Origin of the sequence: Flavobacterium sp. AJR, assembly GCF_002156885.1 — a bacterium.
Classification (GTDB): Bacteria; Bacteroidota; Bacteroidia; order Flavobacteriales; family Flavobacteriaceae; genus Flavobacterium.
Map to the genome: position 1 here is coordinate 1 of NZ_NCWQ01000023.1, position 13,535 is coordinate 13,535.

A 13,535-nucleotide genomic window follows, 5' to 3' on the forward strand; every position below is an offset into this window, starting at 1 on the left:
AAAATGACAAAAAAACTAACTTTTTATCAATCCATTAACAAATTTTATGTTTTTATCTAAATAAAAATCTGCTTTCTGACTTGTTTTCGGAATATTACTAAAATCATCAGTATATGTTGCCCCTTTAGCATCATATTCAAAATGACCGTAATAATTTTCTAATTCACCAACTTCGGTAATGTAAGCAGTGAAACAAATTTTATTTTCAATCAATTCTTCTTTGTATTGTGCGGCAAAATTCGTGATTATTTCAATACCATCATAATTTATTTTGATGTTTTTATACATAAAATCATAAAAAACGACTTTATTTTGTGAAATATTCAAATATTTATTAATTCCATTGACAACTATATCGTTTTCGCTTAGTGCTTTAAATCCAGTAATTAAGGCGAAAAATATATACTTCCTAGTAACTTCTCTTTCATAATCATTCGGATAATGCCCCGCCTCAAATAAAATTGTAGGCACTCCCAGATATTGGAACGTATCTCCTATGCAATTAATATTAAAAGAATCATCAAAACGCCCTACTTGCCCAGGGATATACTGCTGCAGAACATCATTCATAGCAACAATCAGATCTATAGCCTTTGTACGGGACTCATTTATCTCTCTCTCTTCATTATATGCAGGTGCCAGAAACGAAACCGTAGCAGGCTTTCCTGTGTCTCCTGCGCCAAAAATAGTACGCTGATCATGCAGGTTATAACAATAATGAGGTTTAAACGCTTCAAAAGCAGCTCTTAATACCTTACTCTCTGGCTGAGTTAACTGTTGTGAATCACGATTTAAGTCGACTTTGTTAGCGTTTTCTCGGGTATATAACTTCGCACCATCGGGGTTTAGTATAGGAATGGAATAAAAAGTAAAGGTTTCTAGCATTTTATTTGCAAAATCCGAACCGCTATTTAAGACATTAATAAAGTCAAATAAGGCTTTTGTGGTCGTGCTTTCGTTTCCATGCATTTGCGACCAAAGGTAAATTCGTGTTTTACCAGACCCAATTTCGTAACTATATATAGGTTGATCCAAAACCGATTTACCAACAATCTTAACTTGATTATTAGTATTTAATTTGTCTAATAAGGGAGTAATAGCATCTAGTGTAAGATACCTTCCTTGAATACTTTGTTCTTTATGTAAGCTAAATAATTCTTCTAAATTCATGTCGTATTGTTTGGTTTACAAAAGTAAACATCTTTATTTTTACAATTGTAAACAATTAAATTTTACCATAATCTACATTTGTAAACGCTTATTTTCTCGAAATAACCTCCATTTCCCTTGGTTTTGGTGACATTTGTTACCTATTTACAAAAACACACTTACAACACTAAATACTAACAACTTATATAACATTACATGAAGTCATATAATCAGTAAAATAGCTAGAATTAGGCAATTTACAATTGTATAATTGGTGCTTCGGTATATTTTAGTTACATTTGTAAACCATCTTAATTTAAAAAACAATTTACAATGGTAAACATCGAGGATTTTATAAAAAGATTGGAAACCATACTCGATTATTATGGTTTAAATGCTTCTTCTTTCGCAGACAAAATTGGGGTGCAACGCTCTAGTATGTCTCACCTACTTTCTGGCAGAAACAAACCTAGCTTAGATTTTATATTAAAAATTATTGAGATTTTTCCCGATGTAGATTTGTATTGGGTCTTGAACGGAAAAGGTACTTTTCCTAAAAGTGAAAATATCGAAGTGGTTACAAATTCAATTCCACAAGAAATTGAAAAACCCATCGCTCCTATTTTTCCAACTAAAAGCTTTATCCCCGAAGACCTATTCTTAGAAATAGAAAATCCAACGGAGAAAAAACCAATTGAAAAAAATACTCCTGAAATAAAAAACGTAATTCCTAATTCTTCTTCTTCCGAAGAAATAGAAAAAATTGTGCTTTTTTATAAAAATGGAACTTTTAAAATTTACACTCCTTAAAAAATAAGCGAGCCCTTTTCGATTTTTGTAAGACAGGAAAAAACATCCTCTACACTACCTCTCTTCTGTCTTACTCTCAAACTATTACTGCAAAATCAAGACTTGTTTACAAAAGACACTTCTAAAACAAAGTAATTTTTGTTTAACCTAAAATTGTACGATATTTTCCTATAATTAATCCTATTCTTACATATTGCTTTTTTTGTCGCAATTTGTCCATTTTATTTGTTGTTTATCGATTTTATTTGTAACATTGATACGGCTTAAGAAAAACATATTTTAACAATAATATCTTATTATTATCTATTTAAATAGTATTTAAATATGATATTTTTATTCATATTAGCTAAATGTGTTTTATAATGAAAATAATTAACAAGTGTTTAATTCTATATTTTCAACCAAAAAAACAACCAATTTATGAGGAAAAAATTCCTTCTTGCCGTGTGGTTTTCATTTCTTTTCGGTGCCATCTTAGTTTTGTTCTGGCAAAATGAATACCAATACAGTTTACCTACACCCGTCCCAAAAAATCATCACGATATTGCTATGGGATCTCACATTAATCTTGGAAAACAGTTTACTACTAAAAATAAACCTGTTTTCATCCATTTTTTTAATCCCGATTGTCCATGCTCCCGTTTTAACGTGCCACATGTAAGTGAATTAATAAAAAAATATGGAGATAAGATTAATTTCAATATCGTAGTTCTCAACAAAGTAAAAAATTTCACAGTAGAAGAAATTCAAGACAAATTTGATTCTAAGGTTCCTGTTTTCTTTGATAATGATATTGCTGAAAAATGCGGTGTGTTCTCTACACCTCAAGCGGTTCTTATTGATGCTTCCCAAAATTTATATTATCGAGGAAATTATAACAAGACAAGATATTGCACTGATGCAAATACTAATTATGCACAAATGGCAATTGATTCTTTATTAATCCAAAACAACAAACCTTCTTTTGATGCTTTGGCTCTTAAAGCTTATGGATGTTCATTACCTAAATGTACTAAATAAATCTAACCTTAACCAATTTCTAATTACTATGAAAACAAAAGCAAGTTTGAATGAACGAGATTACCTGCACAATTTTATGTCTACGATGACACAAAAATCTGACACCATTATCAACTATGTTCTTGCGTTCTATTTCCTCTTCGGAATAGCTTTGGCATTTAAATATGATACATGGGAAATTGGAGTTGGTGTTGGAGCACTTAATCTCATCGCCTATTATTCTGCAAAATTTTTTCTCAAAAAATCTAAATTCTACCAATACGTTCTCTCTGTAGTTCTGGCTATATTTATGGCGCAGTATATTTACCAAATGCATGGTTTGTTCGAAATGCATTTTACAGTATTCATCGCCAGTACGATTTTGATTATTTATCAGAACTGGAAATTACAAATTCCGCTTACGCTTTTAGTTGTACTTCATCATGGAGCTTTGGCTTACTTGCAAAATTTTGTTTACAATGATGCTAATGGTCCTCAAATATATTTTTCACAAGTTAATTTTGATATAGAAACTTTTATCATTCACGTTGTCCTTGCTGCTGTTGTATTTTTTATGAATGGCTATTGGTCTTATTATTTTAAAGAACATAGTGAAAATCATATTTCTAAAATTTCTGATGAATACGAATTGGAAAATATCAAATTGGCATCGGCAAAATATAGTTCTCTCTCTGCAAACAATGAATTTAATAGTTTTATTTATAAAACGTCACAAGATTTAAAATCACCTGTACACTCCGTACTCACTTTAATCGAAGTTTCTAAAGGGCAAACCGACAATGAGAAACTCCTTGGTTATTTTGAAATGATTAAAGAAAATACAAAAAAAATAGATGGCTTGGTCAATGATATCCACGGTAAATCGGCAAACCATATGGCGAATTAAACTTTTTATTTCCAAATTTTAGGCGTATTTGTTATTTCCCCCCAAATCAATTAGTAACCTTAACCTCTATTTTATGGCAGAATATGATTTTCAATCAGCAAATAAAACACTGATTACCTGGAAAAAATCTTTTGATGATTTTTTAAAAAACAACATCGCGCTAAATCCAAGGGATATGGTAGTATCTGAAACTGGTTTTGGCAAAGAAGTTGAAAAATTATTAAGCAAACACAGCACCAATGCAACCGTTAAAAACCTCGACTTTCAATACAAGAAAATCATTCATATTGCAAGCAATATCCAACATTTGAGATTGGTAAATGATGATACGCTGCCTGATTGGCTAGAAGATGAATTAGGCACGGTTTTCCAGAAAATAAATGACCTATTAGCAACTTTAGAAAAAGAATTTAACTAAGCACTACTTTATAAAAAATATCACACCTTTTATAAAAAAAAAACCAACTCATATATTAACTTAAAATAAAAATTTATGGAAACAAGAACTACTCGCCCGACTCCATCTGATAGAGAAGTTGATTGGAACAAAACTAAAGTACTGCTAAGTAAAACAGATACAAAAGGAACAATTTTATATGCAAATGAAGCCTTTATAGACGTGTCAGGTTATGATGAGTTTGAACTAATTGGGCAACCTCACAATGTTATACGACACCCCGATATGCCTAAAGTAATTTTTAAATTCTTGTGGGATAATATTAGAGCAAGCAAGAACATACATGCTATTATCAAAAACATGTCTAAAACTGGTAGATACTATTGGGTAATTACCGATTTTAAAATAATTGCCGATTCAGATGGAGAAATTGCGGGATTCTTTGGAACAAGAAAATCTGTTCCTGAAGCCATTATAGTAAAGTTTATAGAGCCTTTGTATAAAAAGTTAATACATATTGAGGAAGCTAGCGGAGTTAAAGCCTCTGAAGAATATTTAATAGGTTTTCTGGAGGAACGCAACAAAACGTACATGGAATATGTAGATCATCTTGTAGCTACCGGAAAAGACGATAAAGAAAAAGTGAAAAAAGGCTTTTTTAAAGGCTTTTTTGAGAAAAAAGACGTCAAAAAAAAATAAACGAGCACCTCGTTTAAATAAAAAACACAATTTCCGATACCACTAAAGAAAATTGTGTTTTTTTTATATCCAAAAGAAAGCCACTGAGCATTTTTTTATAATTGAAATCCATTTTCTGGAATTTTCCCCACTACGCCTTTATAATGTTGTTTTAAAACTTCCATATCAGCTTCATAATTTCCTGTCGGATAAAAAGGTTTTCCGAGATTAACCTCTTTTTTACCCCAATCAAAAGCTACAGGAACTATAGGCACATTTGCTTTTAGGGCGATGTAATAAAATCCTGTTCTAATTTCAGAAACTTTTTTGCGAGTTCCTTCTGGAGCAACTGCTAATCGAAAAGTTTCTTTTCTATCAAAAATGGCTGCAATAGAATCGACTTTGTTCAAACCTCCTGAACGATCCAGCGGCTCTCCTCCTGCACTTCTAAAATAATATCCAAAAGGAAATTTAAATAATTCCTTCTTTCCAACCCAATTCATTTCTAATCCTGAAATACCTCGGGTAAAAATTCCTAAATAAAAATCATGGTTACTTGTATGTGGCATTACCATTAATACACATTTTTTAACCTCAGCATTTTCAACCCCTACAATTTTCCATCCCATCAACTTCAGAAAGATGAATTTATATAATTGTTTCTTCATTATTTTATTTTAACCTGCAAAATAAATAATTTAAATCTTAAATTTGGTAAAAACGCATACGAATGATTAAGAAAATATTCAGTTACCTGGTTCCTATAAAAATATTTGAAAAAAAATCTGCCCGCAGTAAAGCAATCGAAGTTACTTGGGCAAATGGAGAATTAGTTCTAGATTCCGAAAATACCAATTACTCTTACGGAAGTTTGCAACGCATTCTAAGATATGGTTTAAAAAATATTGGTTTCGAAAAGATAACTCCAATGAAACATATTTTACTTCTTGGTGTTGCCGGAGGAAGTGTAATCAAAACATTGGTCGATGAAATAAAATACAAAGGTAAAATCACCGGAGTCGAAATTGATCCCGAAATGATTCAGGTTGCCAATAAATATTTTAATCTAAATAAAATAAAACAACTCGAAGTTATTATTGATGATGCTTTCGAATTTGTTTTAAAAACAAATAAAAAATACGACCTGATAATCATCGATGTTTTTGAGGACACTACGATGCCAAATTTTTTATTTGAAAGTTTCTTCAGTAATAGAGTTTGTGATCTTTTAAAAAATAGCGGTTTTGTACTTTTCAATACCATGATTCTGGATGAGAAGCATAATGTGCGAAACCAAAAATATATCTCGGAGATAAACAATGACCAACATACTGTAAAAATGCTTCCTCGAATCGAAGAACACAATGAATTGATAATTATTGAAAAACTAGCTTAGCGGTAAATTTATTTAACGAGTTGTTTATTGTCTACGAAGGAACGCGGATTAAGCGGATTTACAAAAGTAAAGACGCGGATTTAAAACGGATTTTCAAAAACAATCCCAATCCCTTACTAATCCCAAAGCGTCGGTACGAAAAAAATCCGTTTTTAATCTGCGTTTTCGCCTTAGCGAATCCGCTTAATCCGCGTTCCTTCCACAAAGTATTAAATAGAATATTAAAAAAAGTAAAATATATGCCCTCATTAGAAACTACTTTAAAAAAATTAGCTCCAGCAAAAGTAATTGATGCTACAATCGGTTATGCTCAGTATATGCCTTTGGATTTATCAATCACAAATCAGGATTTAGCAAACAACAAGCCACAAACTGCTGTCGATTTTGAGAATTATATCGATAATTTATTAGCTCATGCCAATGCAAAAGTGGCTTTTGGCGGGTATTTAGAGGAGCGTAATCTATACAAACGAAGTGAAAATTTCAATAATTCTGCTGCACCAGAACGTAATATTCATATTGGTGTCGATTTATGGATAAAAGACTCAACTCCAGTATTGGCAGCGTTTAACGGGACAGTGCATAGTTTTAAAAACAATATTGGTTTGGGTGATTATGGCCCTACAATTATCCTGAAACATGATATCGAAAATCATATTTTCTATACTTTATACGGGCATTTATCGTTAGAAAGTATAGAGAATCTTAAAGTTGGAGATGTTTTTATTCAAGAACAAATTTTGGGCACTTTAGGAGAATCAAATGTAAATGGGGATTATGCACCACACTTGCACTTTCAGATTATAAAAAATATTGGAGATAATTTTGGCGATTATCCAGGTGTTTGCAGTAAAATCGACGCAGATTATTATGCTAACAACTGCCCAAATCCCAATTTAGTATTAAAAATAACATAAAGAACGATGAAAAAAGTACTATTTATTCTAAGTTTGCTTCTGTTGATTGGTTGCAAATCTAAAACAGGAGGAAACAAAACAGAGGATTTAAAAATATCAAAAGTTTTACCTACAGAAGTAGATAATAGCCAACAAAAAAAGGCCTACGATTTAGGAAAACGAGTTTTATTGACTTGTAATACCTCAAAATTTAAGCCTTTTAACGAAACTGAAGTTACGCCATCGGTTATGGCAAATACAACAGAAGAACGATTGACAAAAACATGCCAGAAATTCCGACAATGGTACGGAGCATTTAAAGATCTTAAATTAGATGGTGTTTACAAAACCAAACACGAAACCATCTACAGATACAGAGCTTTATATGAAAAAAAAGTAGCCAATAAAGAACTTCGCGTGTATGTAAACGAAGACAATCTGATTTCTGCCATAAAATCGTTGGACTGGGACGAAACATTCGAGTCAAATTTAATTGAAAAATAAAACCTTATGAAATGAGCATTACCGAAAATTGGTCGCAAATACCAATGAAGATATGCGAATTCCATATTCCTTTAAAAAACAAATACTATCTACATATGAATTATAAAACACTACTGATTTTACCCTTTTTTTTCTTATCCATTTTGGTTAATGCTCAGGAGTCGCTTAATTTTAAAGGAAAAACATATCCAGCTACCCAATCTTGGGATTTTATCTGCGAAAATTATGCTTTATCTGGCGAAGCCAATGTGCAAATTGCAAAAACAGAAACGGGAGGTCTCTTAAAACTTAGTGTTGCCACAACAGATCCTAAATTACAAATTACAGGCGTTGCCTATATTTACTTAGTAGACAATACGATTATTGTATGTATTGATAAAAAAAATACTGAAGCTGCCGAAAATAAAACGGCAAATTATTACAATCTTTCGGCTATTGAAATGAATAAACTAAAAAAAACTGATATACAATCTATTAGATTCAATATAACAGGGACTGCAAATAAGTTTAGTAGTCAAATTGGTAATTTTACTGCCGTAAATAAGAAGTCTTATTTTTCGACCAAATTTGACAAAACTAAAAAAAGCTTTGATACCGCAACAGAAATTCAAGGTTTATAAGCTTATTTTTGGAGTAAATAGTCAATAATTCTGTACATTTATATTCTAATTAGATTAAAAATGACTGCAAACGAAGCCACAATTACGAAATTTTATACTGCATTTGCTAATGCCGACGCAGCCAAAATGAGCGAATGTTACCATCCTAAAGTACAATTTCGTGATCCTGCTTTTGGTTTATTAAAAGAGAATCAGGTTTCTAAAATGTGGGAAATGCTACTTAAAAAAAGCAAAGGAAACATAAAAATAGAATTCTCGGATGTAAAAGCCGATGATTTTGTAGGTTCAGCGCATTGGGTTGCTACTTATAACTTTAGCAAAACAAACAGAAGGGTAATCAATAGTATTTCTGCCGAATTTCAGTTTCAGGATGGCTTAATCATCAAACATACCGATACCTTTGATGTCTGGAAATGGTCAAAACAAGCATTTGGTATTACAGGATACTTATTGGGCTGGACAGGTTTTTTTCAGAAAAAAATACAAGAACAAGCCTTACTATCACTTCACAATTATCAAACTAAGAAATAATGGCACATCTCGAGACCTTAAGAGCTCTTTTTAACCGAGATCTTAATAAATTAAAACTCGAAATAGAATCTTATCAAAACGAAGCTAAAATCTGGCTCGTAAGCGAACAAATTCTAAATTCGGGTGGTAATCTATGTTTGCACTTAATTGGCAATTTAAACACTTATATAGGCGCTGCATTGGGTAATTCTGGTTATATCAGACATCGAGAATTAGAGTTTTCTCTAAAAAATATCCCAAAAGCAGAATTAATAGCTAAAATTGAAGAGACAATTAGTGTTGTTGATACCGCTTTAAGTAATTTATCCGAAGAAGATTTGGAACATGAATTTCCTGTATTTGTTTTTGAAGGTAAAAATTCTACCGATTTTATCCTAACACATCTCACCACTCACCTCGCCTATCATTTAGGACAAATAAACTATCACCGCCGATTATTGGACGCGTAAAATGGTTGATCGATAAATAATTTAAACCATTAAGAAAAATTAAGCTTTTACTGTTATTTTAAATTTCTTAAAATATTCTTTAAAAACTGCAACTTGGCGACTTTATGAGATTCAATAATCACTACTTGCCTTTCTAATAGCATTCTTAATTTTTCTTAATTTTTCTTAATTTCTTAATGGTAAAAAATATCAAAAAAAAATAGCTTCGATTGAAGCTATTTTTTTGTTTTATGATACAAACCAACCTGCGACTAATTCGTCTTCGAATGAAGTTACATTTTCATGTATAAACTCATTGGTTTCTTTATTGTATTCGTAATCCAAAGCCCATTCTTTATGATTTTTGGCTAATTCTTTGATGCTTTCGCAAACAAAAGCAATCTCCTCATTGGTAGTAGTAGGATGTATCGACATTCTTATCCATCCCGGTTTACGGATTAAATCTCCAATAGTGATTTGGTCAATCAGCTTACTAGACGTTTCTTGGTCAACATGTAACAAAAAGTGTCCGTAAGTACCTGCACAACTGCAACCTCCTCTGGTTTGGATTCCGAATCTGTCATTTAATATTTTTACACCTAAGTTAAAATGTAAATCTTCGATAAAAAACGAAACTACTCCTAAACGTTCCTGATGTTGTCCTGCTAAGATTTTAATATTCGGAATATCATTTAGTTCATTAAACACATAATCTACGATTTCATGCTCACGTTGTAACATGTTATCTACTCCCATTTGTTCTTTTAGCTCAATTGCCAAAGCAGTTTTTATAACTTGCAAAAAGCCAGGAGTTCCGCCATCTTCACGGTCTTCGATATTATCTATGTATTTATGCTCACCCCAAGGATTTGTCCAGCTTACTGTTCCTCCTCCAGGACAATCCGGAATCATGTTTTTATATAACTTTTTATTAAAAACTAAAACTCCCGATGTTCCAGGGCCTCCTAAAAATTTGTGTGGAGAAAAGAAAATCGCATCCAAATACGCTTCTGGATCTTCTGGGTGCATATTTATTTTTACATACGGTCCAGAACACGCAAAATCTACAAAACAAACTCCATTATGTTGGTGCATTAACTTAGCAGCTTCATAATATGGTGTTTTTATCCCTGTTACGTTAGAACAAGAAGTGATCGAAGCTATTTTGTAAGCTCGGTCTTTATATTTATCTAATAAAATTTCTAAGCTTTCAAGGCTAAAAAGTCCTTTTTCGCAAGCAGGAATAATTTCGACATCGGCAATCGTTTCTAACCAACTCGTTTGATTTGAGTGGTGCTCCATGTGAGATATAAAAACAACTGGTTTTTTATCAGCTGGTATAGTTGTAAAATCCTTTAGGTTTTCAGGGATTTTCAAGCCCAAAATACGCTGAAATTTATTAACAACACCAGTCATTCCTGTTCCATCAGTAATTAAAATATCATCCTGATTGGCATTAACATGACGCTTAATGATATTTCTGGCATGATGGTACGCTTTTGTCATGGCAGTACCTGACACAGTGGTCTCAGTATGCGTATTTGCGACAAAAGGTCCAAATTGGTTTATAATTTTCTCTTCAATCGGTCTATATAATCGTCCGCTGGCAGTCCAATCGGTATAAATTATCTGTTTTTTACCATAAGGAGAGGTAAATTCCTGGTCGATTCCAATGATATTTTTACGAAAATCCTGGAAATAAGCTTCTAAAGCCGTGGTATTGTTTTTGATATTCATTATAAACTGATTTGATGACAAAGGTATATATTTTTTATATAATTGTGAATTTGTTAATACTTAAGTGAAAACTGTACTACAATTTCTGTTATTTTTAAATAAACACCTCTTAAACAGGTTTCTTTTTAGCAAAACCAACAAATTAGAATTAAATTTGAGTATCTATTTTAAATATGTTACTCATTATCAACAAAGAACAATAATTATTTAAATTATATATTATGAAAAACTTATCTATAGCTACTTTTGGAGGGGGCTGTTTCTGGTGTATTGAAGCAGTTATTCAACGCCTAAAGGGGATAATATCAATAAAATCGGGCTATGCCGATGGTCATATCAAAAACCCAGCTTATCGCGAGGTTTGTACTGGGAGAACAGGTCATGCCGAAGTTATTCAGGTCACTTTCGACCCCGAAATCATTTCATACCATGACTTAATTGCCATTTTTATGACGAGTCATGACCCAACGACATTAAACCAACAAGGAGCTGACAGAGGGACACAATACCGCTCTATCATTTTATACCATAATGAGGAACAAAAAGTAATTGCAGAGCAAGTTTTTGAAGCTGTAAAACCTCTTTATGCTGATCCAATCGTAACTGAATTAAAACCTTTTGAAGTGTTTTATGAAGCTGAGGAAGATCACCAAAATTATTACAACAATAATCAGGAAGCTGGTTATTGCCGAATGGTAATCGACCCTAAAGTGCAAAAACTAAGAAAAATGTATGCCGATAAACTGGCATAAACAAGCACGTATTACTGTTATTGAAATTAAATAAAATGAAAAAATTAAATATACATAATCGGTTTACTGCCGAACTACCTGAAGATCCACTAAGTACTAACGAAATAAGGCAGGTTTTAAATACTTGTTTCTCTTATGTTAACCCACGAATTCCTGCTGAACCTAAGTTAATTCACGCTTCTGAAGCTGTGGCTGAGTTAATCGGGCTTTCGCCAAAAGACATTCAATCAGAATCATTTCTGAATGTTTTTTCGGGTAAAGAAGTTTTACCAACCACGCATCCATACGCTATGTGTTATGCAGGGCATCAATTCGGGAATTGGGCGGGACAATTAGGAGACGGTAGAGCGATTAATTTAACCGAAGTTGAACACAATGACCAGTTTTATACTTTACAGCTTAAAGGAGCAGGAAAAACACCTTATTCGAGAACTGCCGATGGTTTAGCAGTTTTACGTTCCTCTATACGAGAACATTTATGTAGCGAAGCCATGTTTTATTTAGGAGTTCCTACCACTCGTTCCCTTGCTTTAATGTTATCTGGTGACGAAGTATTGCGCGATAAACTATATGATGGTAATCCTGCTTATGAAAAAGGGGCAATTGTATGTCGTGTAGCACCGTCATTTATTCGTTTTGGAAGTTTTGAGATGCTAACGGCACGTAATGAACTTAAAAATCTTAAATCTCTTACCGATTATACTATCAAGTATTATTATCCTGAGATAACCGAGGAAGATCCTAAGAAGTCTTATATCCAGTTTTTTAAAGCTGTAGCTGATAAAACCCGTAAGATGATTCTGGATTGGCAACGTGTAGGTTTTGTACATGGGGTCATGAATACCGATAATATGTCGATTCACGGCTTAACAATAGATTTTGGACCTTATGGTTGGTTAGAAGATTATGATCCGAATTGGACACCAAATACTACCGATAATCAACATAAAAGGTACCGTTTTGGCAATCAGGCAAATGTTGCTAAATGGAATTTATTTCAATTAGCAAATGCATTATACCCATTAATCAATGAAGCCGAAGGTTTAGAGAGTATATTAGAATCATTCTCTGATTCATTTGATGAAGAATATAAAGAAATGATGCTAAGCAAATTAGGAATTTCTACATCAAAAGAAATTGATGATAAAATTATCTTAGATCTAGAAACCAACTTGCAATTATCTGAAACAGATATGACTATCTTTTTTAGAAATTTAAATAAAATCAAAAAAGAACAATCTGCAGAAGAAGCATTTGCTTGCATTCAGGATGCTTTTTATAAACCTAAAGAAATTAAAGGTACTATTTTAAATACTTGGCTAGAATGGTTCTCGGTGTATTTAACGCGTTTAAATACTGAAAAAACATCCGATGAAGAACGTGCTGCAAGCCAAAACAAAGTAAATCCTAAATATGTATTGCGTAACTACATGGCTCAACTAAGTATTGATGCTGCCGATGAAGGTGATTATTCTCTAATAGAGGAATTACATTTATTACTTAAAAATCCTTACGATGAACAACCAGAATACGAAAAATGGTTTGCCAAACGTCCAGATTGGGCAAGAGACAAAGTAGGCTGTTCTATGCTTTCTTGTAGTTCTTAGCTATTTTTTGTCACAATCCGAGCGCAATTTCATTAAATAAAGGGAATATTTATAATGCTTTGTCGAATTAAATCTCTCGCTAAGTCGCAAAAACGCAAAGAAAGAATGTGTAAACTTTGCGCTT

General features: G+C 32.4%; 16 protein-coding genes. 13 read left to right on the forward strand and 3 right to left on the reverse strand.

Annotation, left to right across the window (positions count from 1 at the left end; genetic code table 11):
- Positions 1–15: 15 nt before the first annotated feature.
- Positions 16–1,170 (reverse strand): M14 metallopeptidase family protein, encoded by a 1,155-nt coding sequence (locus B8T70_RS07595; RefSeq protein WP_086894492.1) that lies wholly within the window; start codon positions 1,168–1,170, stop codon positions 16–18.
- Positions 1,171–1,482: 312 nt separating this feature from the next.
- Between B8T70_RS07595 and B8T70_RS07600 the strand changes: the two genes are divergently transcribed.
- The 5 genes from B8T70_RS07600 to B8T70_RS07620 all read left to right on the forward strand — a co-directional run bounded on the left by B8T70_RS07600 (position 1,483) and on the right by B8T70_RS07620 (position 4,961).
- The gene (locus B8T70_RS07600) at positions 1,483–1,959 is read left to right on the forward strand and encodes a helix-turn-helix transcriptional regulator (RefSeq protein ID WP_086894493.1); all 477 of its coding nucleotides are present in this window, start codon (positions 1,483–1,485) and stop codon (positions 1,957–1,959) included.
- 420 nt (positions 1,960–2,379) lie between these two features.
- A complete protein-coding gene (locus tag B8T70_RS07605) occupies positions 2,380–2,979 on the forward strand; it encodes a thioredoxin fold domain-containing protein (protein WP_039114218.1) in 600 nt (199 codons plus the stop codon).
- A 28-nt stretch (positions 2,980–3,007) separates the two neighbouring features.
- Positions 3,008–3,865, forward strand: coding sequence for a hypothetical protein (locus B8T70_RS07610; protein WP_039114307.1), 858 nt, complete (start codon positions 3,008–3,010; stop codon positions 3,863–3,865).
- A gap of 73 nt (positions 3,866–3,938) precedes the next feature.
- A complete protein-coding gene (locus B8T70_RS07615; RefSeq protein ID WP_086894494.1) occupies positions 3,939–4,283 on the forward strand; it encodes a hypothetical protein in 345 nt (114 codons plus the stop codon).
- Between the two features lie 75 nt (positions 4,284–4,358).
- Positions 4,359–4,961, forward strand: coding sequence for a PAS domain-containing protein (locus B8T70_RS07620; RefSeq protein ID WP_039114220.1), 603 nt, complete (start codon positions 4,359–4,361; stop codon positions 4,959–4,961).
- Between the two features lie 95 nt (positions 4,962–5,056).
- On the opposite strand, the gene B8T70_RS07625 is transcribed toward B8T70_RS07620, so the two are convergent.
- Positions 5,057–5,608: a 1-acyl-sn-glycerol-3-phosphate acyltransferase gene (locus B8T70_RS07625; RefSeq protein ID WP_039120091.1), complete on the reverse strand. Its 552-nt coding sequence runs from the start codon at positions 5,606–5,608 to the stop codon at positions 5,057–5,059.
- Between the two features lie 62 nt (positions 5,609–5,670).
- Between B8T70_RS07625 and B8T70_RS07630 the strand changes: the two genes are divergently transcribed.
- The 6 genes from B8T70_RS07630 to B8T70_RS07655 all read left to right on the forward strand — a co-directional run bounded on the left by B8T70_RS07630 (position 5,671) and on the right by B8T70_RS07655 (position 9,336).
- The gene (locus B8T70_RS07630; RefSeq protein ID WP_039120090.1) at positions 5,671–6,336 is read left to right on the forward strand and encodes a spermidine synthase; all 666 of its coding nucleotides are present in this window, start codon (positions 5,671–5,673) and stop codon (positions 6,334–6,336) included.
- Between the two features lie 239 nt (positions 6,337–6,575).
- On the forward strand, positions 6,576–7,253 hold the full coding sequence (locus tag B8T70_RS07635) for a peptidoglycan DD-metalloendopeptidase family protein (RefSeq protein ID WP_086894495.1): 678 nt from the start codon (positions 6,576–6,578) through the stop codon (positions 7,251–7,253).
- 6 nt (positions 7,254–7,259) lie between these two features.
- On the forward strand, positions 7,260–7,736 hold the full coding sequence (locus B8T70_RS07640) for a hypothetical protein (RefSeq protein WP_039114224.1): 477 nt from the start codon (positions 7,260–7,262) through the stop codon (positions 7,734–7,736).
- An 11-nt stretch (positions 7,737–7,747) separates the two neighbouring features.
- Complete coding sequence (locus B8T70_RS07645) at positions 7,748–8,356, forward strand: hypothetical protein (protein WP_242667436.1); 609 nt, start codon at positions 7,748–7,750, stop codon at positions 8,354–8,356.
- A 60-nt stretch (positions 8,357–8,416) separates the two neighbouring features.
- A complete protein-coding gene (locus tag B8T70_RS07650; protein ID WP_086894496.1) occupies positions 8,417–8,887 on the forward strand; it encodes a nuclear transport factor 2 family protein in 471 nt (156 codons plus the stop codon).
- Complete coding sequence (locus B8T70_RS07655) at positions 8,887–9,336, forward strand: DinB family protein (RefSeq protein ID WP_086894497.1); 450 nt, start codon at positions 8,887–8,889, stop codon at positions 9,334–9,336. The genes B8T70_RS07650 and B8T70_RS07655 overlap by 1 nt, the downstream gene beginning before the upstream one ends.
- Positions 9,337–9,564: 228 nt before the next feature.
- Here B8T70_RS07655 and B8T70_RS07660 read toward each other — a convergent pair whose 3' ends face one another.
- Positions 9,565–11,052 (reverse strand): aminotransferase class V-fold PLP-dependent enzyme, encoded by a 1,488-nt coding sequence (locus tag B8T70_RS07660; RefSeq protein WP_086894498.1) that lies wholly within the window; start codon positions 11,050–11,052, stop codon positions 9,565–9,567.
- Positions 11,053–11,273: 221 nt separating this feature from the next.
- Between B8T70_RS07660 and msrA the strand changes: the two genes are divergently transcribed.
- Positions 11,274–11,804 carry a peptide-methionine (S)-S-oxide reductase MsrA gene (gene msrA / locus B8T70_RS07665; RefSeq protein ID WP_086894499.1) on the forward strand — a complete coding sequence of 177 codons (531 nt, stop codon included), beginning with the start codon at positions 11,274–11,276 and terminating at the stop codon, positions 11,802–11,804.
- Between the two features lie 35 nt (positions 11,805–11,839).
- Positions 11,840–13,411: a YdiU family protein gene (locus B8T70_RS07670; protein ID WP_086894500.1), complete on the forward strand. Its 1,572-nt coding sequence runs from the start codon at positions 11,840–11,842 to the stop codon at positions 13,409–13,411.
- The last annotated feature ends 124 nt before the right edge of the window (positions 13,412–13,535 follow it).

What these genes read in the sequence shown, in the direction of transcription:
- B8T70_RS07595 (WP_086894492.1), bottom strand. Translation starts at nt 1,170, where the DNA reads ATGAATTTAGAAGAATTATTTAGCTTACATAAAGAACAAAGTATTCAA.
- B8T70_RS07600 (WP_086894493.1), top strand. Translation starts at nt 1,483, where the DNA reads ATGGTAAACATCGAGGATTTTATAAAAAGATTGGAAACCATACTCGAT.
- B8T70_RS07605 (WP_039114218.1), top strand. Translation starts at nt 2,380, where the DNA reads ATGAGGAAAAAATTCCTTCTTGCCGTGTGGTTTTCATTTCTTTTCGGT.
- B8T70_RS07610 (WP_039114307.1), top strand. Translation starts at nt 3,008, where the DNA reads ATGAAAACAAAAGCAAGTTTGAATGAACGAGATTACCTGCACAATTTT.
- B8T70_RS07615 (WP_086894494.1), top strand. Translation starts at nt 3,939, where the DNA reads ATGGCAGAATATGATTTTCAATCAGCAAATAAAACACTGATTACCTGG.
- B8T70_RS07620 (WP_039114220.1), top strand. Translation starts at nt 4,359, where the DNA reads ATGGAAACAAGAACTACTCGCCCGACTCCATCTGATAGAGAAGTTGAT.
- B8T70_RS07625 (WP_039120091.1), bottom strand. Translation starts at nt 5,608, where the DNA reads ATGAAGAAACAATTATATAAATTCATCTTTCTGAAGTTGATGGGATGG.
- B8T70_RS07630 (WP_039120090.1), top strand. Translation starts at nt 5,671, where the DNA reads ATGATTAAGAAAATATTCAGTTACCTGGTTCCTATAAAAATATTTGAA.
- B8T70_RS07635 (WP_086894495.1), top strand. Translation starts at nt 6,576, where the DNA reads ATGCCCTCATTAGAAACTACTTTAAAAAAATTAGCTCCAGCAAAAGTA.
- B8T70_RS07640 (WP_039114224.1), top strand. Translation starts at nt 7,260, where the DNA reads ATGAAAAAAGTACTATTTATTCTAAGTTTGCTTCTGTTGATTGGTTGC.
- B8T70_RS07645 (WP_242667436.1), top strand. Translation starts at nt 7,748, where the DNA reads ATGAGCATTACCGAAAATTGGTCGCAAATACCAATGAAGATATGCGAA.
- B8T70_RS07650 (WP_086894496.1), top strand. Translation starts at nt 8,417, where the DNA reads ATGACTGCAAACGAAGCCACAATTACGAAATTTTATACTGCATTTGCT.
- B8T70_RS07655 (WP_086894497.1), top strand. Translation starts at nt 8,887, where the DNA reads ATGGCACATCTCGAGACCTTAAGAGCTCTTTTTAACCGAGATCTTAAT.
- B8T70_RS07660 (WP_086894498.1), bottom strand. Translation starts at nt 11,052, where the DNA reads ATGAATATCAAAAACAATACCACGGCTTTAGAAGCTTATTTCCAGGAT.
- msrA (WP_086894499.1), top strand. Translation starts at nt 11,274, where the DNA reads ATGAAAAACTTATCTATAGCTACTTTTGGAGGGGGCTGTTTCTGGTGT.
- B8T70_RS07670 (WP_086894500.1), top strand. Translation starts at nt 11,840, where the DNA reads ATGAAAAAATTAAATATACATAATCGGTTTACTGCCGAACTACCTGAA.